Genomic DNA, 25,870 nt, shown 5'->3' with positions numbered 1-25,870 from the left:
GTGGACATGTGGGTGCCGCTCCCCGCGGACGGTGCGGGGAGCGGCAAGTCACATCAGGAGTTGGCGGGCTTGAGCTTGAGGACGATCTGCAGGGCGTACGGCTGGGTCGGCTGCGCGCCGGCGTAGGCGTCGGCGTCGGTCGGCCAGCCGGTCCAGTTCTTGTCGCTGTAGGCCGCGCCCACGTTGTCGGCGCCGACCGGGAGCATCGGGGCCTGCTCGACGAAGACCTTCTGGATGATGTTCATCTGCTTGGTGCGCTCGGCGTCACTGGTCGCGTTGGCGTACGCCTTGAGCGCGGCCGTCGCCTCCGGGCTCTCGAAGCGGCCGAAGTTGCCCTGCTGGGCGGCGGTGCCGATCGGCTTCTTGAGGGCGCCGTCCATGACGGTCTGGTAGATGTCGTACGGCGTGGCGCCGCCGTTGGTCCAGCGCATCGAGGCCTCGAAGGCGCCCTTCTGCACGTTGGCGTCCCACACGTCCTGGTTCGGCTTCTCGACCGTGGCCTCGATGCCGATCTCGGCGAAGTTGCTCTTGATGATCTCCAGCGTGGTCTGGTAGTCCGACCACGGCGCCGGGTCGCTGAGCTTGATCTTCACCGGCTTGCCGCTCGGGTCGCTCAGGGTCTTGCCGTTGAGCTTGTAGCCGGCGCTCTGCAGCAGGGCCTTGGCCCCGGCCACGTCGACCGAGAACTCCTTGCCCTTGTACTCCGGGGCGATGTACGCGTCACCGGCGCCCGGCGGCAGACCGGTCACGCTCTTGATCTCGGGGTGGAAGTAGCCGGCCTCGGCCTGGTTGAAGATGTCCGTGCGGTTGATGACCATGTTCATGGCCTGGCGCAGCTTCGGGTCGTCGAACGGCTTGACCGTCGTGTTGATGTAGAGGCCGTGGATGCCGAGCACGCCGGGGGCCCACAGCTTGTGGTGCGCCGGGTCCTTGGCCACGAAGGTCTGCTGCGCGTTCGGGATGAAGACGAAGCTCCACTCCGACTCGCCGTTGGCCAGCGCGGTCGCCTGGGCGGAGTTGTCGGCGTACGAGACGTACCGCAGCTCCTTGACCTTGGGCAGGTCCTGCCAGTAGCCGCTGTCCCGCACGCTGAGGGTGACACCGGCCTGGGTGAACGACTTGAGCGTGTACGGGCCGGAGCCGATCGGGTTCTTGTTGACGTCCGTGGCCGGGTCGGAGATCTTCTCCCAGACGTGCTTGGGGACGATCGGGGTGTTGGCCAGGATCTTGTTCTGGTTGACGAACTGCGACGACTTGAAGGTCAGCTTGACGTTGTTGCCGGAGACGGTGACCTGGTCGTACGGCACGGCGTACTGGTTGAGCGCGTCGTTGCCCTTGAGCAGCGTGTACGTGTAGGCGACGTCCTCGGCGGTCAGCTTCTGCCCGTCCGACCAGGTGGCGTTGTCGCGGACCGTGATGTCGACCGACTTGTAGTCGTCGGCCCACTTGACCGAGCTGGCCAGCCAGGGGGTGGCCGGGTCGGCCGGCTTGACCGGGTTCCACTGGGTCAGCGGCTCGTAGATCATCCACTTGTAACCGAGCGCGTTGGCCGAGGAGGTGCCGGCGAACGGGTTGTGGTTCTCGGTCTGTGTGCCGTTCGGCATGCCGATCTTGAGGAAGTCGACCGACGACTTGTTCGCGTTGTTGGCGTTGTTGGCGTTCGGCGAGTCGCCGCACGCCGCCAGGCCGCCGGTGGCGACGACGCTCGCCAGGGCGACCGCGAACAGTTTCCTTCTCTGCATCGCTAATCTCCTAAATGCCGAAATTTCGGGCAGGGGGTATCGCGGCGCCTGCGTGAGGCAGGCGTCGATGGGCGCGTTTCTATGGCCGACCGACTGGCCGGCTATGTGTGGTGGAGGCTGCTAGGCGGTGGTGGAGGAGCGGGGAGTGAACGTGGTGGGAATGACGGTCGGGCGGTTGGGCAGGGGTGTGCCCTCGAAGTGGGCGAGCAGCGCACGCGCCGCCGCCTCACCCATCTCGCGCAGCGGTTGATGCACGGTGCTCAGCGACGGCTGGGTGTGCGCCGCGGTCGGTATGTCGTCGAAGCCGACCACCGCGACGTCCTGCGGGACCCGCTTGCCGCTGTCGAGCAGCTCACGCATGGCGCCCAGGGCGGCCAGGTCGTTGTGCGCGAAGACGGCGTCGAAGTCCACTCCGGACTCCAGCGCGGCCCGGACGCCCTCGGCGCCGGCGGCGGTGGTGAAATCGCCCGGGCGCACCCGGTCGTCGGTGATGGGGTGGCCGGCCTCGGCGAAGACGGTGGCGAAGCCGGTGAACCGCTGCTGGGTGCAGCCGAACCGGTCCGGCCCGGTGACCATCAGCGGCCGGGTGCGGCCGATCTCGAGCAGGTGGCGCGCGGCCGAGCCGGCGCCGTCGTGGTTGGTCGTCCCGATGCTGGGGATCTGGCCGGACGCCTGGTGGCGGTCGTCGATGAGCACCACCGGCAGCCCGCGGGCGTGCAGGGTGGCGATGTAGTCGAGGGTCCCCTCGGGCTCGATGACCAGCAGGCCGTCGAACGACTTGGCGGACACCTGCGCGCCGAACTGGCGCATCGACTCGTCGCCGCGGTTGCAGGTGAACAGCAGGAGGCCGTACCGCTCGGTCTCGAGCACGTCGACCGCGCCCTGGATGACCTCGCCGATCCAGGGCCAGGTGAGCGACGGCACGAGCATGCCGACGACCCGGGTCCGGCCGCGGGCCAGGCCGACGGCGCGGGCGCTGGGCACGTAGCCGAGCTCGTCGATCACCGCGCGGACCCGCGCGGCGGTCGACTCGTCCAGCTCGCCCTTGCCGTTGAGCACCCGGGACACAGTGGTCTTGCTGACCTTGGCCCGAGCCGCGACGTCGGCGATGGTGATCGGCACTTGTCCTCCGTTGGTGAAGCCGCTGAAGTCACCGGACCGTTGCGCTCAGCCCTCTTCTTTGTTTCGAGCGGATGGCGGAACCGGTTTCGGAAGCGGTTCCGGCAGTTAACGCCAGTGAGGCCGGTCACGTCAACGGGGTCAAATCAATATTTAGGTTTCAGTGCGATTACAGCCGTCGATGGGAGCGCTCCATCGATGGGAATCAGGACGAAACAGTCGCCACCCTCGATGCGAGATGGGGCAGCACGATGCCCAATGGGGCATCCACGACGACCCCCGCGTACGGCTCCCCGCGCGTCACGCCCCGGTTCACGATCGCCACCCGGATGCCGTCCTTGGCCGCCCGCAACACGAAGCGGCGGCCCGACATGACGGTCAGCGAGGAACCCAGCACCAGCAACGTCCGGGCCCCGGCCACGAGCCCGAAACTGCGCGAGACCCGCTCCGGCGGCACCGTCTCGCCGAAGTAGACGACATCCGGCTTCAGCATGCCGCCGCACGCCGTGCAGTCGACCACCGCGAAACCGTCCAGCTCGGCGTCGTCCAGCTCCACGTCGCCGTCCGGGTTGATCGCCGTGGCCTCGCCCGCGAACCGCGGATTGGCCTCCTCCAGCCGCGCCGCCAGCACCTCCCGCGGGGTCAGGTCGCCGCAGTCCAGGCAGACGATGCGGGCCAGGTTGCCGTGCAGCTCGACCACGTCGCGGGCGCCGGCCGCCTGGTGCAGCCCGTCCACGTTCTGCGTGATGATGCCCTGGACGGCGCCCGCCTCCTGCATCCGCGCGACCGCGCGGTGCCCGTCGTTCGGGCGGGCCTCACCGATCGTGCGCCAGCCCAGGTGGCTGCGCGCCCAATAACGCCGGCGGGCGATCGGGTCCCGGGTGAAGGCCTGATAGGTCATCGGGGTCGAGCGCCGCTGCGAACCCGACGGGCCCCGGTAGTCCGGAATCCCGGAGTCGGTGGAGAGCCCCGCGCCGCTGAGCACCACCACGCCGCCCTCGGACACCCACTCCTCGAGCTCTGCCACCTGCCGCACTACCTGTAAGTCCACACTTCCATAGTCCCTCGTCCGGGCGATGAAACCGTGAACCACGTAACCCGCTCGAGCTCGTGCGCGTTTCCGCCCGATTCGGTAGGTTGGTCGCGTGGCTGCAGTGACGCGAGTGCTCCCCCGTCATTGGGACGGGCGCCGCCTCCTGCGCTTCCTCACCGGCCTCGCGATGCTCGCCCTCGCCTTCACCGTGCCGGCACCCCGCGAGCCGGTCACCCTCGCTGCCTCCCCGGCCCCACTTCCGGCGGTACGAGGGGAAGCCGCGCCCGCCGCCGTGCCCGCGCCCGCCGTCGCCGCGCCCGTCGTCGCCGCACCCGCGCCCGTAGTTGAGTCTGCGCTCGCCGCGGTGGAGCCCGCGCCTGTGGCCGCGCTCGGCGCCGCCGCTCCGGCCGACGGGGCCAAGCCTGCCACCCGGGCCGCCTCCACCTACTTTTCCGGCGAGGCTGCTTGGCGCTCGGCCGACGGTCTGGCCGGGGTTCTGATCGGGGCCGCGGCGGTGGTTCTGCTCCTCGGTGCTGCCCAGCGGGTCCGCCCCGTGCGTGGGCCACCGCTTCGCTGACCTTTTGCTGAGCACCTTTTCGTAGCGGTGCGGCTGACATCCGTACCTCTCAAGCCGCCCCCGCTGCCGCACCCGCCGCACACATCCGGTGTCACCCGCGAAGATCGCGTTTTTCTGTGAGGTTGCGATGGAAACCGCCCTGGAAAGCTTCTTCGTCTCCCTGCCCCTGGCCGTCGCGCTCTGGCTCTTCCTGCTGCTGGGCATCGCGATCGCCGTCGCCACGATGGCCGTTCCGCGCCGCGCCCCCGAACCCACCCCGGCCGAGACCGAGGCCGTCCGCTACGCGGGGGAGGCCGCCACGGCGGCCGCCCGCGCCGCCGAGACCGCCGCCCGCAGCCGCGCCGACTGGGAGGCCGCGCAACAGGCGGTCGACGAGGCCTGGCTGGCCTTCGACGCCGCCGACGAGGCCGCCCGGCGCACCGCCAAGGCCGGCGCCTACCCGCTGATGAGCCGCCGCCGCAAGCCCGGCGAGAACGCCGTCCGCGAGCGCTACCTGCACCACGCGGCCACCGCCGCCTGCCGCAACCGTGAGCTCTCCATCGCCCAGCTCAGCGACGTCCTGGCCCACCGCGGCTGGAACCCCCGGCTGCACCCGGTCGTCCAGGAAGCCGCGCTGCGCAACGCGATCCGCGCCCACCGCCGGGCCGAGTACACCGCGGCCCAGGAGCACGAGCGTGCACTGTGGGAGACCGCCGAGAAGGACGCCGACACCCTGCGTACGCTGCGGGCCGAGGCCACCGCCGCCATCGCCCGGGCCGCCAAGCGCCCCGCGCCCGCCGACGAGCAGTGGTTCGCCGACCAGTGGTCCACGGGCGAACTCCCGGCCACCGCTTAGTAATCCGCTGTGCCCTGCGTGAGAGGGACAGCTGCCGGGTACCGTAGCCGGGCAGGCCGATCTACAGGGCAGGAGGGCCGGCGTGGCGACAACCCCGGCAGGGCAGCCGCCGGTGATCCGGATGCACCGGGCAGCCCGGGTGGAGGACGCTCTTCACGAGATCGTCGAGCGGCGCCTGCGCAACCGCGGCTGGCAACCGGTGATCACCGCCTACACGGGGTACGGCGCGCCCGGCTGGGCCCGGGTGATGGCCCGCGTGGTGCTCACCCGCGGCCCGCAGCGCAGCAAGCGGCTGGAGAAGGTGCGCGGCTGGCGCAGCTTCACCACCTCACCGGTCAACGGCGCCATCGTCAAGATCCAGGTCGGTGACAGCATCACCGAGACGCGCACCGACCGCAGCGGCTACGTCGACTGCCGGGTCAAGGGCGACCTCGAGCCCGGCTGGGGCAAGGTGCGGCTGTTCACCGAGGGAGCGGCCCCGGCCGAGGCGCCGATCCGCGTGGTCGACCCGGAGTGCCGCTTCGGCGTCATCTCCGACATCGACGACACGGTCATGGTCACCGCCCTGCCGCGGCCGCTGCTGGCCGCGTGGAACACGTTCGTCCTCGACGAGCACGCGCGCATGGCCGTCCCGGGCATGGCCGTGCTCTACGAGCGGCTCATCACGGCCAATGCGGGCGCCCCGGTCTTCTACCTCTCGACCGGCGCGTGGAATGTGGCGCCCACCCTGTCGCGCTTCCTCTCCCGCCACCTCTACCCGGCCGGCCCGCTGCTGCTGACCGACTGGGGCCCGACCCCCGACCGCTGGTTCCGCAGCGGCCAGGAGCACAAGCGGGCCACCCTGCAGCGGCTCTCGCAGGAGTTCCCCAAGATCAAATGGTTGCTGGTGGGCGACGACGGCCAGCACGACCAGGAGATCTACTCCGAGTTCGCCCACGCCCACCCGGAGAACGTGGCCGCCGTCGCCATCCGCCGGCTCTCGCCCACCCAGTCGGTGCTGGCCGGCGCCGTGCCCGGCCCGTCCGGCACCGCCGAGGCGGTCGGCTCCGGCGGCAAGACCTGGTTCTCCGCCCCCGACGGGGCGGGCCTGTGGTCCTTACTCCGCGACACTGATGTCGTCTGAGGCCGGCTCCGCGGCCGCCTCGGCGACCCGCTGGTGCAGACGCTCCCGGATCTCCTCCGGCGTGTACTGCCGCCGGCGGCGCTCCGCCCGCGCGACAACGGCGCCCGTCGCGGCGACTCCCGCCAGACCGGCCAATCCCACTACTTTCCACCAACGCATCACCCGAGGATAGACACGTGGACGCCGCCATCAGCCTCGACGAGGCCATCGACCTGACGCGCACCGGGGACATCTGGATCTTCCGGGGACGATCCGGCCCCGATCGGGCGATCCAGACCCTGACCAACAGCCCCGTGAACCACGTCGGCATGTCCATCGTCATCGAGGACATGCCACCGTTGATGTGGCACGCCGAGCTGGGCCGCTCCCTGCCCGACCTGTGGTCCGGCACCTTCCAGCGCGGCGTCCAGCTGCACGACCTGCGCGACGCCGTCACGGTCTGGGCCAACCGCTACGGCCAGCGCGGCTGGCTGCGCCAGCTCGACCCCGGCGTCACCCCGGCCATGGAGGACAAGGCCCTCAAGACGGTGGCCCGCCTCGACGGCACCCCGTTCCCGTCCTCGGCCCAGCTCGCCTGGCGCTGGGTCCGCGGCCGCGTCCCCCAGGTCCGCCCCCGCTGGCGCCTGCGCGGCGCCACGGCCTCCGACGCCGCGCTGGAGACGGCCTACTGCGCCGAGGTGGTCGCCGTCACCTACGAGGACATGGGCCTGCTCCCCAAGGGCCGCCAGCCCAACTGGTACGACCCGGGCCGCTTCTGGAGCGGCGACGAACTCCACCTCACCGCCGGCTTCACCCTCGCCAACGAGATCCAGGTCGCCGTCCCCGCGGCCTAGAGATCGGCGGAGCATCGGACCGCTCGCACGGTCCAGGGCTGCTTGGGCCGGGGAATCTCGGCACCGCGTCCGCTCATGCGGGGTCCCCGGCCGGGCGCTCGATGGCGGGGCCGTCGCCCTCGAAGGGGCCCTGCAGCTCGCGGGCGAGTTGCGGGTCGGACCACGCCTCGGCGGCCGAGCGCCACGAGGCAAGGTTGCGGGCGAAGGGGATGAGAAGGCCGGTGTCGGCGCCGGCCATGAGGTCGGCGAGTAGTTCCTGCACGCAGGTGAGGCGTTCCTCGGCCGGCAGCCAGGTCAGCCAGGGCAGCTCCTCGGCAAGTGCCTCTTCGGCCAGCTCGCGATGCCGGCGCGCGAGGATGGCCAGTGACCGTGCCGCGAAGCGAAGCTCGGTGGCGGCGGCGTCGAACCTTCCGGCTCGGGTGAGGGAGTCGCTGTCAACCACTGGGCCGTGGGGTCGACATCGTCGCCGTGGGGCGGGAGGGTGGCGGCATGGGCAGTGGGCTCGTCGGGCGGGTGGCCGAGGTGGTCGCGCTCGACCGGCTGCGGGCCGGGGCCGAGCGCGGTGAAGGGGCCGTGGTGCTGGTGACCGGTGACGCCGGTGCGGGCAAGACGGCGCTGGTCGAGGAGGCGGTGTCACGGGCCGGGGCGGCCGGGTGGACGGTGCTCGCCGGGCGGGCCGACCCGGATGAGGGGGCGCCGCTGTTCTGGCCGTGGATCCGGCTGCTCGAGTCGTCCGGTGGGGTGCTCTCGCCGGGGCTTCTCTCCCTGGCCGACGACGGTGGATCCGTTGCTGCGGCGAGGTTCCGGACGATTCAGCGGGCGGTGGCGGCGCTGCGCGAAGTGGGTCCGATGCTGCTGGTGCTGGAGGATCTGCACTGGGCCGACGACGCTTCGCTGGCGCTGCTGGCCACGCTGGGCCGGGAGATCGGCCGGACGCGGCTGCTGGTGGTCGGGACCAGCCGGGTCACCCACGATCTGCCCGGGGCCGAGGTCCTCGCCCTGCCCCCGTGGGACGTCGACACGGTCGCGGCCTATCTGACGGGGGCGGCGAAGGCGCACGGAACGGCGGGGAAGGTGCACGGCACCTGGGCGGCCGAGGTGCATCGGCTCGGTGGGGGCAATCCGCTCTACACGCGGGAGCTGACCCGGCTCCTGCTGCGCGAGGGCTTGCTGTGGCGGCCGGCGGGCGATCTCGATCTGCCGGCGGGGCTGCGGCGGCTCGTCGTGCGGCGGACCGCGCATCTGAGCCCGGCCTGCCAGCACATGCTGGGAGTGGCGGCGGCCTGTGGGGCCGAGATCGACGTGACCGTGCTGGGCCGGGCGACCGCGATCGAGCCGCTGGGTGAGGCGGTCGCAGCCGGGGTGCTGGTGGATGACCCTTGGGTGCCGGCCCGGGTCCGGTTCGTTCATGAGCTGGTGCGTCAGGCCCTCTACGCCGGCCTGAGCCGGGAGGAGCGGGTGGCGGCGCACGCCTCCCTGGCCGGCGCGCTCATCGGGGCCGCGCCGGCCGAGATCGCCCGGCACCGGGTGCGGGCCGCGGTGGACGCCGACTCGCGGCAGCGGGCGGTCCGGGCGTGTGTGGCGGCGGCGCGGGAGGCCGCGCGCCGGCTCGATCACGGTGAGGCGGTGCACTGGTTCGGGCGGGCCGTCGAGAACGATCCGGGTGATGCCGGGCTGCGTCTGGAGCGGGCCGAGGCGGCGTACCGCGACGGCCGCCTGGAGATCGCCCTGGCCGACTGCGCCGCCGTGGTGGACGAGGTGGGCGCGCCGGCGGCGCTGGTCGTCCGGGGCGTGGGCGGGCCGCTGACGCCGGCGTTGATGCGGTTGTGCGAGCGGGCGCTCGAGCACGACCTCGACCGGCCCGACCGGGCCCGGGTGCTGGCGCAGTACGCGTTCCTGCTGGCCGAGCAGCAGGACCCGGCCGAGGCGCGGCTGATCAGCGCCGAGGCGATGACGCTGGCGACCGCCTCGGGCCGGCCGGACGCGCTGGTCGCGGCGATCCACGCCCGACACCAGGTGCTCGATCCGGTCGACGACGTGGACGAGGTGCTGGCGCTGGCCGGGCGCATCGTCGAGCTGGCCGGGCCGAGCGGGCGCCCGGACGCCGAGCTGTGGGGCCGGATCTGGCAGCTCGACTGCCGGCTGATGCGGGGCGAGCTCGCCGAGTTCGACCTCGAGACGGCGCGTCTGGCCACGTTGGCCGACCGTCTGGGGTGGCCGGTCGCCCGGTGGCATCTGGCGCGGGCCCGGGCGGCCCGGGCGCTGATCGCGGGCCGGTTGGCCGAGGCCCGCGAGCACGCCGAGCAGGCGCGCGAGCTGGGGGAGCGGGACGCCACCGCGTACTACCTCTATCTGGCCTTCCGGTGTGGGCTGGCCGAGCACACGGGTGATTGGACGTTCGCCGACCCGGCGACGTTCGCGGGTGACGACCTGCCGATCGCGGTGGCCCAGGTCGGGCTGATGGCCCGGGGGCTGGGGGACACCGCGCTGGCGGCCGAGTGCACCCGTCGGCTGCGGATGTCCCTGGGGCGGCTGCCGGCCGATCCGCGCCGGGCCTTCGTGGTGGTGATGGCCGGCGAGCTGGCCGCCTGGACCGGCGATCTCGACCTGGTGAGGGCCTGCTACGAACGGGCGCTGCCGTACGCCGGCCTCTACCTGAATTCGATGTCGAGCTGCCAGGGCGCCATCGACCGGGTGCTGGGGAGCATGGCGGCCGCGCTCGGCGACGGCCCCGCGGCGGAGCGGCATCTGGCGGCCGCGGTGGCCATGGAGGAGAAGATCGGGGCGCCGTCCTTCGCGGCGCTGGCGCGTATCGCGTACGCCCGGGTCGTGCGGACGACCGACTCCCGCCTGAGCCGCCGGCTGGCGACGGAGGCCCTGGCCGAAGCGCCGCACCTGAAAGGCGCCGCCGAGCTGGCCCGCGACGATCTGACGCCCCGCGAGCGGGAGATCGCCGCCCTGGTCGCGGAGGGACTGTCCAATCGGGCCGTCGCCGAGCGGCTGTTCCTGTCCGAGCGGACGGTCGAGACGCACGTCCGCAACATCCTGGCCAAGCTCGGTCTCGGCCGCCGTACCGACCTACGTGGCGCATCTCAGTACCGGCACTGAGGTCTGCCGGCCCGCCGAAGCCGAGCCTGGTGAGCATGACAACTGACGTGCACACCGAACTCGTTCCCGGCACCTACACCATCGACCCGGCCCGTTCGGCCTGCCGGCTGACCGCCACCCACGTCTTCGGGCTCAAGCCGGTCGCGGCGACCATGGCCCTGCGCGGCGGAACGGTCACGGTGGCGGCCGATCCCGCCCGGTCCACCGCCTCGGCGGCGCTGGAGGTCAAGAGCTTCACGACCGATGACGTACGGCGTGACAAGGACATCACGGGTCGCCGGTTCCTCGACGCGGCCAACCATCCGATGATCAGTTTCCGCAGCACGGGTCTGCGCCGCGAACCTGAGGGCTGGCGGCTCACCGGCGTGCTGCGGGTCCGGGGCCATGACAGCGAGGTCACGCTCGCCCTGGAGGTGGCCGAGCCGACCGCCACCGGCTGCCACTTCGTCGCCACCGGCGTGGTCGACCGCGTCGCGGCCGGAGTGACGACCGGCCGGGCGATCATCGCCCGGCCGGTACGCCTCACCTTGGATCTGTACGCCGGAGCCGCCGCCTGAGCGCCGGCTCGCGCGCCGGAGCCGCCGCCTGAGCGCCGGCTCGCGCGGGGGAGCCGCCGCCTGAACGGCGACTCCCGCGTAGGAGCCGCCGCCTGAGCGGAGTCTCCTACGGCGTGGGGTCAGCGGCCGGAGCGGCGGCCGCCCACACGGGTGCCGGAGGAGAATGCGGCCGCGCCGCCCGAGGAGGCCGGGCGGGCCTGGCCGGATCCGCCGGCGCTGCGGGACTGGCTGGTGTGCACCGGCGTCGAGCCGGTGCCGCCCCGGCGGCCGCGGCCGCCCCCGGTGCCCTGCGACTGGCGGCTGCCGGCGCCCTGCTCGGTGCGGGGCCGCTGGGCGCGGCCCTCGCCGTGGCGGGTCGCGCTCGCGGTCTGCTCCGGGCGCGACTCGGCCGGACGGCCCGCGCCCCGGCCGCGACCGCGGCCACGGCGGCTGCGGGCCGCGGACGGCGTGCCACCGGCGTCGTCGGAATCGGCCGGCGCCGACTCGGCGGCCGGGCGCGGGGCCACGAAGACCCGCTCGCCCGGGGCCAGCTCGGCCAGCAGCGGGTCGCCGGGGCGGGTGCGGCTGGTCGTCGGGCGGACGCCGGCCTTGCGGGTCAGGTCGCGCACCTCGGCCTGCTGGTCGTCGGTCATCAGGGTGATGACCGTGCCACGGGCGCCGGCCCGGGCCGTACGGCCGGAGCGGTGCAGGTAGGCCTTGTGCTCGACCGGCGGGTCGGCGTGGATGACCAGGGCCACGTCGTCGACGTGGATGCCGCGGGCGGCGATGTCGGTGGCGACCAGGGTCTCGGCCGTGCCGTCGGAGAACGCGGCCAGGTTGCGGTTGCGGGCGTTCTGGGCGAGGTTGCCGTGCAGCTCGACGGCGGGCACCCCGGCCGCGACGAGCTGGCGGGTCAGCACCTTGGCCCGGCGCTTGGTGCGGGTGAACACGACCGTGCGCCCGGGCGCGGCCAGCAGGTCCACCAGGACGGGGAACCGGTCGTCGCCGCGGACGTGCAGGACGTGGTGGTCCATCTGGACCGGGGCCTCGGTGGCCGAGTCGACCGAGTGCGTCACGGGCTTGTGCAGGAAGCGCTTGACCAGCACGTCCACCCCGTTGTCGAGGGTGGCCGAGAAGAGCATGCGCTGGCCGTCGCGCGGGGTCTGGTCCATCAGGCGCCGGACCACCGGCAGGAAGCCGAGGTCGGCCATGTGGTCGGCCTCGTCGAGCACGGTGATCTCGACCGAGTCGAGCGAGGCGTGCCCGTTGCGCAGGTGGTCGTCGAGCCGGCCGGGGCAGGCCACCAGCACGTCGACGCCGGCCTTGAGGCCCTTGATCTGCGGGTTGGCGCCGACGCCGCCGAAGACCGTGAGGGTCCGCAGGCCCATCTTGGCCGCCAGCGGGGCCATGGTGGCCTCGATCTGGGTGGCCAGCTCGCGGGTCGGGGCCAGGATCAGCGCGCGGGGCCGGCCCGGCTTGCGGGGCGACTTGGAGGCGGCCAGGCGGGCCAGCACGGGCAGCACGAACGCGTACGTCTTGCCGGAGCCGGTGCGGCCCCGGCCGAGCACGTCGCGGCCGGCCAGCGAGTCGGGCAGCGTGGCCGACTGGATCGGGAAGGGGGTGGTGATGCCGAGGTCGGCGAGGGCCGTGGACAGCACGGCGGGCACGCCGAACTCGGTGAAGGTGGTCATGTAGCGGAAGCTCCAGATGGGTCGAGGGGTCGTCCTGCCCGGCGCAGACTTTGTTCTCAGTCGCGGCGCGTGGTGGCCGATCCGGCGGACGGTTGTGGTGCTCACGAGCACCCGTCCGAGAGCGGCCCGAGGCAAGACAGTGCGGACCGCGAGATCAAGTGTACCCGCCCGGGCGAAGCAACCGGGCTGCACCCGAACGGGACCCGAATCGCTCTCAGCGAGGATCACCTTTCTCCTCAGCGCCGGAACACCCCCCCGACCCGGCCGGTACCGCGAGGAGACCCCCCATCATGAGCGGAGACGATCGCCGTCGTGCCGATGTCGTCCAGGAGCACATGCCTCTGGTCGGCCACCTGGTGCGCGAGATGCTGGCCCGGGTCCCGGCACATGTGAACCGGGACGACCTGATGTCCGCCGGATACGCCGCGCTGGTCCACGCGGCCCGCGGGTTCGACGACTCCCGGGGCGTGCCGTTCGCCCGGTTCGCCGCGGCCCGGGTCCGGGGCGCGCTGCTGGACGAGCTGCGCGGGCTGGACTGGGCCAGCCGTTCGGTGCGCCAGCGGGCCCGGCGCACCGACTCGGCCCGCCAGGAGCTCACCGCCGAGCTGGGCCGCAACCCCACCGCGCAGGAGGTCGCCGCCCGCCTGGGCTGCTCGGTCGAGGACATCGAGGCGGCCGACGACGACGTCCAGCGGGCCGTGGTGTTCAGCCTGCAGGGCTTCGCCACCGCGGGCGCGGACGACATGGTGACCGAGCCCAGCGCCGGTCCGGAGGAGATGCTGATCCGCCGGGAGCGGCTCGGCTACCTGCGGCACGCGGTGGACGCGCTGCCGGAGCGGCTACGGGCCGTGGTGCAGGGCTACTTCTTCGAGGAGCGGCCGATGGCCCGGATCGCCGAGGAGCTCGGGGTCACCGAGTCGCGGGTGTCCCAGCTCCGGGCCGAGGCGCTGGTGCTGCTCAAGGACGGCCTGAACACCCATCTCGACCCGGCCCTGGCCGCCCCGGCCAAGGAGGGCTGCGTGGCCCGGCGCCGGACGGCCTACTACGACCAGATCGCCAGCCGGGGGACGCTCAAGACGCGTCTCGCGGTGACCGGGCCGGACGGCCTGCCGATAGCGGTAGCGGCATGAGAAAGGGGGCCCGGTTCGGGCCCCCTTTTCCGCGTTACTACTGGTTGGCGCAGGTGCCGGCCTTCTTCTGGGCGGCGATCGCCTTGGCCGCGCCCTGCTTGTAGAGGGCCAGGCCCTCCTTGGCGGGCTCCAGCTTCCAGGCGTCACCCTCGTACACCATGGTGTACGACTGGGCGGCCACGAGCTGCTTGGCGATCACGATCGCGCGGTCCGTGCCCTCCATCCGGGCGCTGGTCAGCTGGATCGCCAGGCCCTTGCGGGAGCAGGCCACGTTCAGCTTGACGTAATCGTCCTTGCTGATCGCCTGCTTGCCGGCGGCGGTGTACATGTCCCAGGCGCCGGCGAAGTCACCGCCGGAGAAGCGGTCGAAGACGGTCTGGGCCGCGGCCTTGGCGCCCTCGATGGTCTTGGCCTCGGGGCCGGCCTGGGCGGCCTGGGCGGCGTTGCCGGCGGGGGCGTCGTCGTCGCCGGTGCAGGCGGTGGTGAGGGTGAGCGAGGCGGCTGCGATGAGGGTCAGCGCGCCGAGACGTCGGAACGGGTGGATGCGGTTCATGACCGGGTTAATCCATCTCGGCCGTTCCGCGTAACGGCTCGCCGGGAATGATGACCGAAAGCTGACACTTTCCGGGGCGGCCGTAACCTGCGCTATCCTGACCGTTTGCTGGCCACGAAAAAAGACGCCACAAAGGGCGTCTTGACCCGGGAATGATACCACTAAGGGGAGTGGATTTGTCAAGCTCCGCATCGGACGACTTCGGTTCCGAGCAGGCGTACCTCACCACCCTCTACGACCGGCTGGACGACCTGCGCGCGCAGGCCGACGACCGGCTGCGCGGCATCCTGCTGGAGTCCGGCGGCACCCCGCAGGGCCGTACGCAGCGTGAGGCCCAGCGCGCCCACTACGCCGAACAGCTCGCCCAGATGAACTCGGTGGAGAACGCCCTGTGCTTCGGCCGGCTCGACTTCGCCGACGGCGCCCCGCTGTACATCGGCCGTCTCGGGCTCTCGGCCGCCGAGCACGACCGCGACCCGCTGCTGATCGACTGGCGCGCGCCCGCGTCCCGGCCCTTCTACCTGGCCACCGCGGTCTCGCCGGACGGTGTGACCCGGCGGCGGCACCTGCGGACCAAGGGCCGGGTGCTGACCGGCCTCGACGACGAGGTGCTCGACCTGGCGGCCGGCGGCGCCGAGCCCGGCCGCGAGGACGTGACCGGTGAGGCCGCCCTGCTGGCCGCGCTGACCGCGAACCGCACCGGCCGGATGCGCGACATCGTCGAGACCATCCAGGCCGAGCAGGACGAGGTGATCCGGGCCGGGCTGGCCGGGGTCATGGTCGTGCAGGGCGGCCCGGGCACCGGCAAGACGGCGGTCGCGCTCCATCGCGCCGCCTACCTGCTCTACACGTACCGCCAGCAGCTGACCAAGCAGGGCGTGCTGATCCTGGGCCCCAACCCGACCTTCCTGCGCTACATCTCGCAGGTGCTGCCGTCACTCGCCGAGACCGGGGTGTTGCTGGCCACGCTGGGCGACATGTTCCCCGGCGTGCGCGCCCGCGGGGTCGAGGCGCCGGCCGCGGCCGCGGTCAAGGGCCGCCTGGCCATGCTCGACGTGCTGGCGGCGGCGGTGGCCGACCGGCAGACCGTGCCCGAGACGTACGCCGAGGTCGACCACGACGGCTACCCGCTGCGCATCGAGCGGGCCGTCCTGGAGGACGCGCGGGCCGCGGCCCGCCGCTCGGGCCGCCCGCACAACGTGGCCCGGGCGATGTTCGTCACCGAGGCCATCCACGCGCTGTCGCTGCAGATCGCCGAGCGGATCGGGGCCGACCCGCTGGGCGGGGAGAACCTGCTGTCCGAGGCCGACCTGGCCGAGACCCGCCGTGAGCTGCGCGAGGACATCGACGTGCAGCGGGTGCTGTTCGACTTCTGGCCGGTGCTGACCCCGCGCCAGGTGCTGCGCGACCTGCTCTCGGACGCCGATCGGCTCGAGTCGGCCGGGGCCGGGCTCACCGCGGAGGAGCGGGCGCTGCTGCTGCGCGACCGCGACGACCGGTGGACCCCGGCCGACGTGCCGCTGCTGGACGAGCTGGCCGAGCTGCTCGGCGTCGACGACACGCTGCGGGCCCGGGAGGAGGCCCGGCAGCGGCGCGACGCGGTCGACTACGCCGAGGGTGTGCTCGAGATCCTGGCCGGCTCCCGGTCGCTCGACTTCGAGGACCAGGAGGAGGAGATCCTCTCCGCGCTGGACGTGGTCGAGGCGGGCGCGTTCGTCGAGCGGCACGAGGTGCTCGACACCCGGACGGCGGCCGAGCGGGCCGCGGCCGACCGCTCGTGGGTCTTCGGTCACGTGATCGTCGACGAGGCCCAGGAGCTGTCCCCGATGGCCTGGCGGCTGCTCATGCGCCGCTGCCCGAGCCGGTCGATGACCGTGGTCGGCGACGTGGCCCAGACCTCGGAGCTGGCCGGCACGACGACCTGGGAGCAGGTCTTCGAGCCGTACGTCGGTCAGCGCTGGAACCTGGTCGAGCTGACGGTCAACTACCGGACGCCGGCCGAGGTGATGGCGGTCGCGGCCGACGTGCTGGCCGCGGTCGACCCGGCGCTGGAGCCGCCGCGGTCGGTGCGGACGGCCGGCGTGGCGCCGTGGGCGCTGCGGGTGCCGCCGGTCGCGCTGGGCGCGGAGGTGATTGCGGCGGTACGCGTGGAAGCCGCCGAAGCCGGTGAAGGACGGGTCGGGGTGCTCGTGCCGGAGGCGCGCCAGGACGATCTGGGCCGTGCGCTGGTCGAGGCCGTGCCCGGCGCGGCCGTCGGCGAACAGCCCGACCTGCTCAACCAGGTGGTGCTGATGACGGTGCGACAGGCCAAGGGCCTGGAGTTCGACTCGGTGATCGTGGTCGAGCCGGACGCGATTATCGCCGAGAGCCCGCGCGGCCTGTCGGATCTGTATGTGGCCGTGACCCGGGCCACCCGGCGGCTCGGCGTGCTGCACACCGCGGATCTGCCGAAGGTTCTGAGCTCCCTCGCGTAAGGGAAAAGGGCCCGGCGTCCGAAGACGCCGGGCCCTGGTGGACATGAGGTCAGGCCGCGGTGGCGGGCGTACGGAGCAGGCCGTTGCCGTACTTGGTGTGGCCGTGCGCGTTGGTCATCTCCAGGCGCGAGCGCACCGACGTGCTGCTGGCGATGTTGGCGTAGTAGTTGGCGCGGCGGCGGGCGGTGATGCTCTCCGGGTTGTCCGGCACCGGGGCCAGCTCCGGGTCGAGGTGGGTGTTGAGGCCGTCCTTGAGCAGCGACAGGGCCTCGGCCCGCAGCTGCGACACCCGCGACTCGGTCACGCCGAGGTCGGCCGCGATGTCGGCCATCGGGCGCTCGTGCAGGAAGTACTCGGTGATGACGACCTGCAGGCGCTCCGGCAGCGAGCCGATCGCGTGGTGCAGGTAGCCGATCTGCTCCCGGCGGATCAGCATGTCCTCCGGGCCGGGGTTCTTCTCGGTCACCAGGTCGTCGGCCGAGCTGGTGGTGAAGCCCTGCAGCGAGAGCACGGTGGCCCGCTGCACGTCGGTGTCGGTCTGCTTGAGGTCGGTGGTGGTGGTGCCGAGGGCCTGGGCCAGCTCGTCCGAGGTCGGGGTGCGGCCGAGGGCGGTGGTCAGGGCCTGGCGGGTGGTGTCGGTGGCGCGGGCCTTCGTACGCACCGAGCGGGTGGCCCAGTCGAGCGAGCGCAGCTCGTCGAGGATGGCGCCGCGGATGCGGGTGCTGGCGAAGCGGTGGAACGGGATGCCGCGGGTCGGGTCCCAGCCCCGGGCCGCGGTGACCAGAGCGTGCAGGCCGGCGCTGGTCAGGTCGTCGCGGTGGATGTGGTTGGGGATACGGCTGAGCATGTCGCGCACCAGGTGGCCGACGAGCGGCATGTGGGCGCGGATGTGCGCCTCCTGCTCGGCGGCGGACAGCACCGTCGTGGCGGGCGCGTTGTCGGCGTTGATGTCGGCAGCGTTCGTCGCGATGCTGGTCATGTGCGTTTCCCCCATGTTTGTCGGCGGCCCGATCGGGCGGGCTCTCCGGCGTACATGAGGAAGTTCGACCGGGGTCGGTTCCCGGTGCAGTCGTAACTGGGTGCGGAAAGGTTGCTCTCCGGGGAACCCTCAAGAAGCCGAACTTGAGGTGTTCCGGCACAGTGAGGGCATGGATCTGACCGACTCGCACGGCGTCATCACGATCATCGCCGGGGTGGCGATCGCGGTGGGGATCGTCGGCGTGGTGATTCCCGTGCTGCCGGGCCTGCTGCTGAGCTGGGCCGGGGTGCTGCTCTGGGCGCTGCTGGGCGCGGACGGGGCGGGCCGCTGGGTGGTGCTGGCGGTGGCCACCCTGGTGGCGCTGCTCGGGGCGGCGGTCAAATATCTCGTGCCGGGCAAGCGGCTCAAGAGCGTGGGGGTGCCCAACACCGCGCTGCTGGCCGGGGGCGTCCTCGGCGTGATCGGCTTCTTCGTGATCCCGGTGATCGGCATCGTGATCGGTTTTGTGCTCGGCGTCTACCTGGTCGAGCTGCAGCGGCTCGGTCACGAGCGCGCCTGGCCGTCGACGAAACACGCCCTGGCCGCGGCCGGCATGGCCATGCTGATCGAGTTCACGACGGCCCTGGCCGTCGCCGTCATCTGGGTCTTCGGCCTGCTACTGACGTGAAACCCGCCGACGGGAACGTTTGCGCTGGATGAGCAGGAGCAGCAGCGGGGTGGCGGCCAGCAGCAGCGCGACCGAGGCGGCGGCGGCCACCGAGAGCAGCTGCGGGGAGGTCGGGCGGGTGTGCGAGGCGACCGCCGCGGCCTGGCCGGTGGCGGCGCTGGGCTCCGGGGCCGGGGCCGGGGTGGCCTCCTTCTCGGCCGTCTCCTCCGGGGTGACCAGCTTGCCCACCGAGGCGTCCTTGGGCAGCGAGAAGCCCCAGTCGAGCAGCGCCGCGCCCTGGTCGTAGCCGCGCTGCGGCCGCGCCTCGGCGCCGAGCAGGGTCACCACCAGCCGCCGGCCGTTGCGCTGGGCCGCGCCCACGTAGCTGTGCCGGGCGAGCTGGGTGAAGCCGGTCTTGCCGCCCAGCGCCCCCGGGTATTTGAAGATCAGCTTGTTCTCGTTCTGGAATTGGAAGCCGCCCTTCTTCAGCGCGGGCTGGGCCGGCATCTGGGCCGAGCGGGTCAGCGCGTACTTGCGGAAGTCGGCGTTGGCGAAACACACCCGGGCGATCAGGGCCAGGTCGTACGCGCTGGTGAACTGGCCCGGGCCGTCGAGGCCGGACGGCGTCACGGCGTGCGTCTGGTACGCGCCGAGCCGCTTGGCGGTGTCGTTCATGGCGGCGACGGTCTTGGCCACGCCGTCCGGGCCGCCCCCGCCGGCCAGCCGGGCCAGCGCGTTGGCGGCGTCGTTGCCGGAGTTGAGCAGCAGGCCCAGCCAGAGGGTGGAGATCGCGTACTTCCCGCCGACGACCAGGCCCACCGCCGAGCTGCCGGGCTCGATGTTCAGGTCGCCCGGCACGACGGTGATCTGCTTCTTCGGGTCCAGCTGGCCGATCGCGGTGGCCGCCAGCAGCGTCTTCTGCACGCTGGCGGGCGTCTGGTAGACGTGCGGGCCGCAGCCGCCGAGCACCTCGCCGGTGTCCAGGTCGGCCACCATCCAGGTGGTCGCGGTGACCGCCGGCGGCGCCTTGACCCCGGCCGGGACGACCAGGCCGTGCGTGGCCAGGGCGTCGCCGCCGATGGCGAAGCCGACCGGGTCGTCGGGCGGCGGCACCGGCCGGGCCGGGACGCCCGCGGGCGGGGCGACCTTGGGCTTGGGGCAGGGGATGACCGGTGGCGCGGCCATGGCGGGGGTGGCCACGACCGGGACGGCCAGGACGGCGGCCGTCAGCGACGCCAGGATGGAACGGATCAAGGCTGTGCTCTCCCGCGGCGGAAAACCGATGTCACATCTGGGGTAGAAACTCCTGCTTCAAGTCGCTTATCGAGCAACTGGGAGAGGGGCAATGTCTCGCCGTCGCCGCCACCGGCGCCGACGATCAAGCGGGGGACGCTCGGTGAAAGATCGGCCCCGGCGAACCGGGCCCGCCAGGAGGCGGGCACGGTCAGCACGTAGTACCGGCCGTCCTCGCCGACGGCCACGGAACGATTCGACTTCAGGTACCACCCGCGCACATGGGTTCGATACGTGGATCTTCCGTCGAAGGTTCGAGCCATCAAGGTCTGTGGATGAATCTCGCGCTCGGCGGCGCGCCGGACGAAGTCGGCCAGCAGGGCCGCCGCCTCCCGGGCCTCAGCCGCACGGCTCTCCTCGAACGCGGCGGCGTGACCGGCGACGGCCTGCCGGCGCTTTTCCTGCCAGTCGTCGTCCGGGGTCATGCCAGTGACCCTAAGTGATGCGCCGCCGCGGGGCCAACCGTGCTATCCCCGCCGAATACCGGGAATGACGGCCGGCCATTTCAATACCGGCCGGGCCGCCCCGTCAAAAGAATGGCGAATTCTTCCGGAGAAACAGTTGCGCGCGAACGCGCGGCGAGCAACACTTGCACCGCGGTTGGTCGGATTACTACTCGGGAGTCGTCATGGCGCGGCAGGTAATCACCACTCTGATCGACGATCTGGACGGAAAGAAGGCCGATCGCACGGTCGAGTTCAGTCTGGACGGTATTAACTACACGATCGACCTTTCCGAGGCCAATGCGGGTAAGCTGCGCAAGGCCCTGGACCCGTACATCTCGGCCGGGACCCGGCTCGGCCGCGCCTCGACCGGCCGCATCCCGGCTCGTCGCGGCCCCGGCGGCCGCACCGCGAGCTCCCGCGACGAAAACCGCTCGATCCGCGAGTGGGCCGTCGCCAACGGTCACCAGATTTCCGAGCGCGGGCGCATTCCGCAGAGCGTCACCGACGCCTACCGGGCCGCCAACGGCCGCTGATTAGGCACCGCCCGCGCGCAGTCGCGGCAGGCGGGCGGCGACCGATTCCAGCACCTTTTCGTCGCCGGCGTACCAACTCCGCTCGCGAGGCCAATGCGTGATGACGTCGGTGAAGCCGAGCCGGGCCGCCCGGCCGACCGCGTCGGTGAAGGCTTCCACGCTGCTCATCGAAAAGAGCGGCGACGTGTCGAGGTTCAGATAGCGCGGGATCGCGTCCCGGGCCCGGCCCGCCTCGTCCAGCGCCTCGTCGAAACTCGCCGACAGCCGCGCCACCGACTCCCACCACTGCGCGGCGCTGTCGGGCACGCTGAAGTTGGCCCCGCCGGCCACCCCGGCGACGCCGGTGGTCACCCAGCCGTCGCCGTCGCGCGCCGCCAGCCGCATCGTGCGCTTGCCGTTGGCCGCCACCACGAACGGCGGGCGGGGACGCTGCACCGGGCCGGGATTGCCGCGGGCGTCGACGGCCGTGTAGAAATCGCCGTGATGGGTGACCGGGCCGTCGGTCAGGACCCGGTTGAACACGTCGAGGAACTCGGTGAAGCGGTCCACCCGCCGGCCCGGGGTCAGCTCCGGCGTGCCGAGCACGGCCGAGTCGAAGCCGACGCCGCCCGCGCCCAGGCCGAGCATGAGCCGGCCCTGCGAGATGTCGTCGAGCGCGGTCACCTCGCGGGCGAAGTGCACCGGGTGCCGGAAGTTGGGCGAGGCCACGTACGTGCCGAGCCGGATCCGCCGGGTCACCATGGCCGCCGCGGTCAGGGTGGGCACAGCGTCGAACCAGGGGCCGTCGACGAGGTCGCGCCACCCGAGGTGGTCGTAGGTCCAGGCGTGGTCGAAGCCGTACTCCTCGGCGCGCTGCCAGCGCCGCCCGGCGACGGACCAGCGCTGGTCGGGGAGGATGACGATGCCGATGCGCATCGGGCGACGCTATCTCACGCCGTGCGGCGGTCCTCGTCGGCTCCCTCGGCGGCGGCGCCGTCGTGGGTGGTGGCCGCGGCGAAGGCCTCCAGCGCGTGCACGAGCTCGAGCCGGGCGGCCGTCTCCATCTTGTCGAGCACCTCGCCCAGCGCCTGCCGGCGGCGCTCGCGCAGCTGGTCGAGCAGGCGGCGGGCGGCGGGGGTGAGCATGAGCCGCACCTCGCGCCGGTCGCGCGGGTCGGGCACCCGGCGCAGCAGCCCGGTCGCCTCCAGGCGGTCGCACAGGCGGCTCGCGGAGGAGGGCACCACCTCGAGTGTCTCGGCCAGGCGGCTCATGTTGGTGTGCCGGTTGGCGGCGATGATCGTCAGCACGCGCAGCTGGGCCGGCGGCACCGCGGGGGACTGGGCCAGCCGGGCCGCCTCGAGCACGGACACCAGTGAATCGACCGTCGACTCGACAGCCGCGGCAACATCGGTGTGCCGGTCCATGTCGGAAATTTCCTCGTTCTGCTGACGTGCTCGGCCCTGCGCCCGGATCTGCCTCTACCCGGCCGGGGGGCGGGTCATGCCGGATTTTGAGCGGTTATCGCAACCAATCCAAGCAGACGGTGACCGCGTCGTCCTCCGGCTCGGTGCCCGCATGGTAGTCGCGCAACGCTCGCATGACCGTACCGACGGCCTCGGCCGGTGGCTGCAGCCGCGTCCGGCGCAGGGCGCTCAACAGGGCGGAACTGCCGTATTCGGGCCGGCCGGCCGGTGTCGCGGCGTGCACGCCGTCGCTCACCACCAGCAGCCGGTCGCCCGGCTCGAGCTGGAACTTCTGGGTCTCGTAGCGGCCGTCGCCGAACATGCCGAGCGGCAGCTGCTGCTCCAGGGCGACCGTGCGGATCTCGCCCTCGTGCGCGATCAGGGCCCGGGGCGAGCCGGCGTCGACCGCCTCCACCGCGCCGTCGGTCAGATCGATCTCCAGCAGCAGGGTGGCCACGTGCGTGGCGCCGCCGTAGCGCGAGTAGACGGCGTCCGAGGCGAGCTCGGCCTGCTCGACGATGTTGGCCCCGGAGCGGCGGGCGTTGCGCATCGCGTTGACCGCGACCGTGGTCAGCAGGGCGGCCTCGATGCCGTCGCCGTTGCCGTTGAGCACGGTCAGGGTCAGCCGGTCGCCGGTCAGGGCCCAGTCGTAATGGTCGCCGTACATCGCGTACGCGGGCTCGAGCTGGCCGGCCAGCTTGAACCGGTCGCCCTCGAGCGAGCGGCCCGGCAGCAGCGCCCACTGCAGCTCGGCCGCCATCGTCAGGCGCTGCCGGCGGGAGACCTGGTGGTAGCGGTCGGTGTCCTTGTCGGCGGCGCGCAGCGCGATGGCCAGCTCGTCGGCGAGCGCGCGGAGCTCGGTCACCACCTCGGGGCCGTACGCCTCCCGCAGGTCCACCCGGAGCACGCCCAAGCGGTCGCCCCACACGGTTAGCGGCAGGATCAGCCGGTCCGGGCCGTCCAGCAGGGGCTCCTGGCTGCCGAAGACCCGCAGCTCGGACCGGCCGCCGGCCTCGGCCTCGGGGTCGATCACCGGCCAGAGCGAGGTCATGGTGAGGTCGCTCAGGAAGATCTCGGCGGCGGTCACCGGGTAAAGGGCGCGCAGATGGTCGGCCGCCACTTCGGCGAGGCGATCGGGTGGCGCCGCACGCAGAAGCGAACCGACTGATGCCGGGCGGGTGGTCACGCGATCGTCCTTCCTGTGTGCGGGTGGCTGAGCCGGGTGGTCCGGCCCACGACAATAGTTGCCACAGAGCAAGCATGATAGAGGCTTGCCCGTGGCCAGGTGACGCGAGGTGTCAGGCGAACGACTTCTCGAAATGGATGAGGCTGCCGCGGCGGGGGACCGAGTGCATGCGCACGTTCTCGCCCAGCGCCTTGATCAGCATCAGGCCACGGCCGTGCTCGCTCGACGAGGCGGGCGGCATACCCGACGCATCGGGGTCGAAACCGGGGCCACCGTCGGTCACGTCGATCGAGCACCGGTCGTCGCCCACGTCGAGCGAGACCTCGAAGGTGTCCGTGCCGCTGGCGTGCCGCACCACGTTCGAACACGCCTCGGTGATCGCGATCTCCAGATCGTCGGAGTCACCCCGGTTGACGTGCAGGACCTCTAGGGCGGAGCGCAGCAGCCGGCGGACGGCGGGCACACTGTCCGCCTCGGTGGGAAGGGCCAACCGGACTGTCATACGCATGTGCTTGGGTTTTCCCGGACCGGGCCCTCGTTAATCGCGTTCGCCGCGAGACAAGCTCATCCGATCCACCGCGAAAAACGTGTTATCCGAGGAAGAGCGGGGCGTCTCCCTTCCTGAACCGACGCCCTTAGGAAGGTAGGACCATGGCCGAGCAACCCGACATCGCCACCGTCGTCGCCGCGCGGGCCGGCGACCCGGTCGCGGTCGACCGGCTCGTGGCCGGCTACCTGCCGCTGGTCTACACGATCGTCGGGCGGGCCCTGGAGGGTCACGCCGACGTCGACGACGTGGTGCAGGACGTGATGCTGCGGGTCCTGCGCAACCTGCACGACCTGCGCGAGCCCGAGGCGTTCCGGTCCTGGCTGGTCGCGATCACCGTCCGGCAGGTGCGCGAGCGCTTCCGGGCCCGCCGCGGCGCCCCCGAGGCGCTGCTGCACGAGGATCTGCGCGACCCCGGGGCCGACTTCACCGACCTGGCCATCACCCGGCTCGAGCTCTCCGGGCAGCGGCGGGAGACGGCCGAGGCGACCCGCTGGCTCGACGAGGACAACCGCGAGCTGCTCTCGCTCTGGTGGCTCGAGGCCTCGGGCGAGCTGACCCGCGACGAGATCGTGGCCGCCACCGACGTGACCCGCCAGCACGCGGCGGTGCGCGTGCAGCGGATGAAAGGCCAGCTCGAGACGGCCCGGGTCGTGGTCCGGGCGCTGGCCGCCACCCCGCCCTGCCCCGACCTGCAGGCGGTCACGGCCGAGTGGGACGGCCGGCCCAGCGCGCTGTGGCGCAAGCGGATCGCCCGGCACACCCGCGACTGCCGGTACTGCTCGCCGTCGTGGAACGGGCTCGTGGCGGCCGAGCGGCTGCTGGCCGGCATGGCCCTCGTGCCGCTGCCGGCCACCCTGATCGGCAAGGGTCTCGGCGCCGGCAGCGCGTCGGCCGCGGCCGCCGCGGCCAAGGCGGGCGCGGGCGCCGCGGCCAAGGCGGGCGCGGGCGCCGCGGCCAAGGCGGGCGCGGGCGCCGGCGCGGCCAAGGCCGGCGCCGGGTCGCACGTGGCGGCCAAGATCGGTTTCGGGCTCTCGCAGAAGGTGCTGACGGCGGCCCTGGCGACCACCGCGGTGGTCGGCGGCGGCGTCGCTGTCGTGGTCACCCAGCAACCCGACCCGCCCGTGGTCACCACGGCCGCGGTGCAGGCGCCCGCGCCGGCCGTGACCACCCCCTCGACCCCCGCCACGCGGCGCCCGTCACCGTCGAAGTCGAAGACCTCGGCCAAGCCCTCCCCGACACCGTCGAAGACGCCGTCGCTCAAGCCGAGCAGCGCGGCGCCCATCGTGATCCCGGCCACCGACAGCAAGAAGAAAGGCGTCGGGACGTGGAAGTTCGCCGGCGCGAAGGCCGCGCTGGCCGATGTCGGGGCCGGTTGGTACTACGACTGGGGCCCGAACAACAACGACATCCCCGGCCCGGCCGGCGTCGAGTACGTCCCGATGATCTGGGGCAAGGCCAACGCCACCGACGCCACGATCGCCGAGGCCAAGAAGGAGAGCAGCGGCGAGCTGCTCGGCTTCAACGAGCCCGACATGGGCGGGCAGGCCAACATGACCGTCGAGGACGCGCTGGCCGCGTGGCCCAAGCTTGAGGCGACCGGTCTGCGGCTGGGCAGCCCGTCGGTGGCCTACGGCGGCGACACCGCGGGCGGCTGGCTCGACCGCTTCATGGCCGGGGCGAAGGACAAGGGCTACCGCGTCGACTTCATCACCCTGCACTGGTACGGCTCCGACTTCAGCGCGGCCGCCGTCAACCAGTTCCTGGGCTACGTCGACGCCGTGCACAAGCGTTACGGCAAGCCGATCTGGGTCACCGAGTTCGGCCTGATGAACTTCTCCGGCACGCCCAAGTACCCGACCCAGGCCCAGCTGGTCACCTTCATCAACGGCGCCACCAAGGGGCTGGAGAGCCGATCGTGGCTCGAGCGGTACGCGTGGTTCGGCCTGCCCGCCGTCGGCGACAGCGTGGACTTCGGTCTTTACAAGGACGGCGACAGTCCGACCGAGGCCGGCAAGGCCTACAAAGCCGCGGGCTAGTGTCA

The 25,870-nt window shown here is 72.4% G+C and carries 25 protein-coding genes; 11 read left to right on the top strand and 14 right to left on the bottom strand.

Translation table 11 applies throughout. The features are described from left to right. Positions 1–53 precede the first annotated feature (53 nt). From AB0J66_RS46240 to AB0J66_RS46230, 3 genes are all read right to left on the bottom strand, one after another. Positions 54–1,742, bottom strand: coding sequence for an ABC transporter substrate-binding protein (locus AB0J66_RS46240; RefSeq protein ID WP_364674855.1), 1,689 nt, complete (start codon positions 1,740–1,742; stop codon positions 54–56). Between the two features lie 120 nt (positions 1,743–1,862). Continuing rightward, entirely contained in the window at positions 1,863–2,864 is a 1,002-nt protein-coding gene (locus AB0J66_RS46235; RefSeq protein ID WP_364674853.1) for a LacI family DNA-binding transcriptional regulator, read from the bottom strand. A gap of 202 nt (positions 2,865–3,066) precedes the next feature. Next, positions 3,067–3,897, bottom strand: coding sequence for an NAD-dependent protein deacetylase (locus AB0J66_RS46230; protein ID WP_364674882.1), 831 nt, complete (start codon positions 3,895–3,897; stop codon positions 3,067–3,069). 109 nt (positions 3,898–4,006) lie between these two features. On the opposite strand from AB0J66_RS46230, the gene AB0J66_RS46225 reads away from it, so the two are divergent. The 3 genes from AB0J66_RS46225 (at position 4,007) to AB0J66_RS46215 (ending at position 6,429) form a co-directional block, all read left to right on the top strand. Then, the gene (locus AB0J66_RS46225; RefSeq protein ID WP_364674851.1) at positions 4,007–4,471 is read left to right on the top strand and encodes a hypothetical protein; all 465 of its coding nucleotides are present in this window, start codon (positions 4,007–4,009) and stop codon (positions 4,469–4,471) included. A gap of 127 nt (positions 4,472–4,598) precedes the next feature. Next, positions 4,599–5,306 carry a hypothetical protein gene (locus AB0J66_RS46220; RefSeq protein ID WP_364674849.1) on the top strand — a complete coding sequence of 236 codons (708 nt, stop codon included), beginning with the start codon at positions 4,599–4,601 and terminating at the stop codon, positions 5,304–5,306. Positions 5,307–5,427: 121 nt separating this feature from the next. Then, positions 5,428–6,429, top strand: a complete 1,002-nt coding sequence (locus tag AB0J66_RS46215) for a phosphatase domain-containing protein (RefSeq protein WP_364674880.1) — start codon at positions 5,428–5,430, stop codon at positions 6,427–6,429. Here the strand turns inward: AB0J66_RS46215 and AB0J66_RS46210 are convergent. Beyond that, positions 6,403–6,588: a hypothetical protein gene (locus AB0J66_RS46210; RefSeq protein ID WP_364674847.1), complete on the bottom strand. Its 186-nt coding sequence runs from the start codon at positions 6,586–6,588 to the stop codon at positions 6,403–6,405. The two genes, AB0J66_RS46215 and AB0J66_RS46210, sit on opposite strands and share 27 nt — an antisense overlap. A gap of 17 nt (positions 6,589–6,605) precedes the next feature. Here AB0J66_RS46210 and AB0J66_RS46205 point away from each other — a divergent pair, with 17 nt between their 5' ends. Beyond that, entirely contained in the window at positions 6,606–7,262 is a 657-nt protein-coding gene (locus tag AB0J66_RS46205; RefSeq protein ID WP_364674845.1) for a hypothetical protein, read from the top strand. 73 nt (positions 7,263–7,335) lie between these two features. Here the strand turns inward: AB0J66_RS46205 and AB0J66_RS46200 are convergent, their stop codons facing one another. Next, complete coding sequence (locus AB0J66_RS46200; RefSeq protein WP_364674843.1) at positions 7,336–7,704, bottom strand: hypothetical protein; 369 nt, start codon at positions 7,702–7,704, stop codon at positions 7,336–7,338. Positions 7,705–7,751: 47 nt separating this feature from the next. Between AB0J66_RS46200 and AB0J66_RS46195 the strand changes: the two genes are divergently transcribed. Beyond that, positions 7,752–10,370 (top strand): AAA family ATPase, encoded by a 2,619-nt coding sequence (locus AB0J66_RS46195; RefSeq protein WP_364674841.1) that lies wholly within the window; start codon positions 7,752–7,754, stop codon positions 10,368–10,370. Between the two features lie 35 nt (positions 10,371–10,405). Then, positions 10,406–10,927, top strand: a complete 522-nt coding sequence (locus tag AB0J66_RS46190; RefSeq protein ID WP_364674838.1) for a YceI family protein — start codon at positions 10,406–10,408, stop codon at positions 10,925–10,927. A gap of 119 nt (positions 10,928–11,046) precedes the next feature. Here AB0J66_RS46190 and AB0J66_RS46185 read toward each other — a convergent pair whose 3' ends face one another. After that, positions 11,047–12,597, bottom strand: coding sequence for a DEAD/DEAH box helicase (locus tag AB0J66_RS46185; RefSeq protein WP_364674835.1), 1,551 nt, complete (start codon positions 12,595–12,597; stop codon positions 11,047–11,049). Between the two features lie 290 nt (positions 12,598–12,887). Between AB0J66_RS46185 and AB0J66_RS46180 the strand changes: the two genes are divergently transcribed. Continuing rightward, positions 12,888–13,727: a FliA/WhiG family RNA polymerase sigma factor gene (locus AB0J66_RS46180; protein WP_364674834.1), complete on the top strand. Its 840-nt coding sequence runs from the start codon at positions 12,888–12,890 to the stop codon at positions 13,725–13,727. Between the two features lie 37 nt (positions 13,728–13,764). Here AB0J66_RS46180 and AB0J66_RS46175 read toward each other — a convergent pair whose 3' ends face one another. Next, complete coding sequence (locus AB0J66_RS46175) at positions 13,765–14,280, bottom strand: hypothetical protein (RefSeq protein WP_364674831.1); 516 nt, start codon at positions 14,278–14,280, stop codon at positions 13,765–13,767. A gap of 152 nt (positions 14,281–14,432) precedes the next feature. Here AB0J66_RS46175 and AB0J66_RS46170 point away from each other — a divergent pair, with 152 nt between their 5' ends. Further along, entirely contained in the window at positions 14,433–16,754 is a 2,322-nt protein-coding gene (locus AB0J66_RS46170; RefSeq protein WP_364674828.1) for an ATP-binding domain-containing protein, read from the top strand. A 49-nt stretch (positions 16,755–16,803) separates the two neighbouring features. Here the strand turns inward: AB0J66_RS46170 and AB0J66_RS46165 are convergent, their stop codons facing one another. After that, positions 16,804–17,733 carry a sigma-70 family RNA polymerase sigma factor gene (locus AB0J66_RS46165; RefSeq protein WP_364674825.1) on the bottom strand — a complete coding sequence of 310 codons (930 nt, stop codon included), beginning with the start codon at positions 17,731–17,733 and terminating at the stop codon, positions 16,804–16,806. A 169-nt stretch (positions 17,734–17,902) separates the two neighbouring features. On the opposite strand from AB0J66_RS46165, the gene AB0J66_RS46160 reads away from it, so the two are divergent. Further along, entirely contained in the window at positions 17,903–18,400 is a 498-nt protein-coding gene (locus AB0J66_RS46160) for a DUF456 domain-containing protein (RefSeq protein ID WP_364674823.1), read from the top strand. On the opposite strand, the gene AB0J66_RS46155 is transcribed toward AB0J66_RS46160, so the two are convergent. Next, a complete protein-coding gene (locus AB0J66_RS46155; RefSeq protein ID WP_364674877.1) occupies positions 18,389–19,630 on the bottom strand; it encodes a D-alanyl-D-alanine carboxypeptidase in 1,242 nt (413 codons plus the stop codon). The genes AB0J66_RS46160 and AB0J66_RS46155 overlap by 12 nt on opposite strands. Beyond that, on the bottom strand, positions 19,630–20,097 hold the full coding sequence (locus AB0J66_RS46150) for a hypothetical protein (protein ID WP_364674820.1): 468 nt from the start codon (positions 20,095–20,097) through the stop codon (positions 19,630–19,632). The genes AB0J66_RS46155 and AB0J66_RS46150 overlap by 1 nt, the downstream gene beginning before the upstream one ends. 203 nt (positions 20,098–20,300) lie before the next feature. On the opposite strand from AB0J66_RS46150, the gene AB0J66_RS46145 reads away from it, so the two are divergent. Then, complete coding sequence (locus AB0J66_RS46145) at positions 20,301–20,651, top strand: Lsr2 family protein (protein ID WP_364674817.1); 351 nt, start codon at positions 20,301–20,303, stop codon at positions 20,649–20,651. On the opposite strand, the gene AB0J66_RS46140 is transcribed toward AB0J66_RS46145, so the two are convergent. The 4 genes from AB0J66_RS46140 to AB0J66_RS46125 all read right to left on the bottom strand — a co-directional run bounded on the left by AB0J66_RS46140 (position 20,652) and on the right by AB0J66_RS46125 (position 23,781). Next, on the bottom strand, positions 20,652–21,566 hold the full coding sequence (locus AB0J66_RS46140) for an LLM class flavin-dependent oxidoreductase (protein ID WP_364674814.1): 915 nt from the start codon (positions 21,564–21,566) through the stop codon (positions 20,652–20,654). Positions 21,567–21,580: 14 nt separating this feature from the next. Next, positions 21,581–22,054: a MarR family transcriptional regulator gene (locus tag AB0J66_RS46135; RefSeq protein ID WP_364674812.1), complete on the bottom strand. Its 474-nt coding sequence runs from the start codon at positions 22,052–22,054 to the stop codon at positions 21,581–21,583. A gap of 94 nt (positions 22,055–22,148) precedes the next feature. Beyond that, complete coding sequence (locus tag AB0J66_RS46130) at positions 22,149–23,279, bottom strand: PP2C family protein-serine/threonine phosphatase (RefSeq protein WP_364674809.1); 1,131 nt, start codon at positions 23,277–23,279, stop codon at positions 22,149–22,151. Positions 23,280–23,391: 112 nt separating this feature from the next. Further along, positions 23,392–23,781 carry an ATP-binding protein gene (locus tag AB0J66_RS46125; protein ID WP_364674806.1) on the bottom strand — a complete coding sequence of 130 codons (390 nt, stop codon included), beginning with the start codon at positions 23,779–23,781 and terminating at the stop codon, positions 23,392–23,394. A gap of 149 nt (positions 23,782–23,930) precedes the next feature. Between AB0J66_RS46125 and AB0J66_RS46120 the strand changes: the two genes are divergently transcribed. Further along, positions 23,931–25,865, top strand: a complete 1,935-nt coding sequence (locus AB0J66_RS46120) for a sigma-70 family RNA polymerase sigma factor (protein ID WP_364674803.1) — start codon at positions 23,931–23,933, stop codon at positions 25,863–25,865. Positions 25,866–25,870: the final 5 nt, after the last annotated feature.

Source organism: Actinoplanes sp. NPDC049598, assembly GCF_040675435.1.
In the GTDB taxonomy this organism is placed as follows: Bacteria; Actinomycetota; Actinomycetes; order Mycobacteriales; family Micromonosporaceae; genus Actinoplanes.
The sequence above is the reverse complement of the archived record's forward strand: the minus strand, read 5'-3'. Positions and strand labels throughout refer to the sequence as shown.

Excerpts from the sequence above, each read along its gene's own strand:
- AB0J66_RS46240 (WP_364674855.1), bottom strand. The coding sequence starts at position 1,742 with ATGCAGAGAAGGAAACTGTTCGCGGTCGCCCTGGCGAGCGTCGTCGCC.
- AB0J66_RS46220 (WP_364674849.1), top strand. The coding sequence starts at position 4,599 with ATGGAAACCGCCCTGGAAAGCTTCTTCGTCTCCCTGCCCCTGGCCGTC.
- AB0J66_RS46215 (WP_364674880.1), top strand. The coding sequence starts at position 5,428 with ATGCACCGGGCAGCCCGGGTGGAGGACGCTCTTCACGAGATCGTCGAG.
- AB0J66_RS46210 (WP_364674847.1), bottom strand. The coding sequence starts at position 6,588 with ATGCGTTGGTGGAAAGTAGTGGGATTGGCCGGTCTGGCGGGAGTCGCC.
- AB0J66_RS46195 (WP_364674841.1), top strand. The coding sequence starts at position 7,752 with ATGGGCAGTGGGCTCGTCGGGCGGGTGGCCGAGGTGGTCGCGCTCGAC.
- AB0J66_RS46190 (WP_364674838.1), top strand. The coding sequence starts at position 10,406 with ATGACAACTGACGTGCACACCGAACTCGTTCCCGGCACCTACACCATC.
- AB0J66_RS46185 (WP_364674835.1), bottom strand. The coding sequence starts at position 12,597 with ATGACCACCTTCACCGAGTTCGGCGTGCCCGCCGTGCTGTCCACGGCC.
- AB0J66_RS46180 (WP_364674834.1), top strand. The coding sequence starts at position 12,888 with ATGAGCGGAGACGATCGCCGTCGTGCCGATGTCGTCCAGGAGCACATG.
- AB0J66_RS46175 (WP_364674831.1), bottom strand. The coding sequence starts at position 14,280 with ATGAACCGCATCCACCCGTTCCGACGTCTCGGCGCGCTGACCCTCATC.
- AB0J66_RS46170 (WP_364674828.1), top strand. The coding sequence starts at position 14,433 with ATGATACCACTAAGGGGAGTGGATTTGTCAAGCTCCGCATCGGACGAC.
- AB0J66_RS46165 (WP_364674825.1), bottom strand. The coding sequence starts at position 17,733 with ATGACCAGCATCGCGACGAACGCTGCCGACATCAACGCCGACAACGCG.
- AB0J66_RS46160 (WP_364674823.1), top strand. The coding sequence starts at position 17,903 with ATGGATCTGACCGACTCGCACGGCGTCATCACGATCATCGCCGGGGTG.
- AB0J66_RS46150 (WP_364674820.1), bottom strand. The coding sequence starts at position 20,097 with ATGACCCCGGACGACGACTGGCAGGAAAAGCGCCGGCAGGCCGTCGCC.
- AB0J66_RS46145 (WP_364674817.1), top strand. The coding sequence starts at position 20,301 with ATGGCGCGGCAGGTAATCACCACTCTGATCGACGATCTGGACGGAAAG.
- AB0J66_RS46140 (WP_364674814.1), bottom strand. The coding sequence starts at position 21,566 with ATGCGCATCGGCATCGTCATCCTCCCCGACCAGCGCTGGTCCGTCGCC.
- AB0J66_RS46135 (WP_364674812.1), bottom strand. The coding sequence starts at position 22,054 with ATGGACCGGCACACCGATGTTGCCGCGGCTGTCGAGTCGACGGTCGAT.
- AB0J66_RS46125 (WP_364674806.1), bottom strand. The coding sequence starts at position 23,781 with ATGACAGTCCGGTTGGCCCTTCCCACCGAGGCGGACAGTGTGCCCGCC.
- AB0J66_RS46120 (WP_364674803.1), top strand. The coding sequence starts at position 23,931 with ATGGCCGAGCAACCCGACATCGCCACCGTCGTCGCCGCGCGGGCCGGC.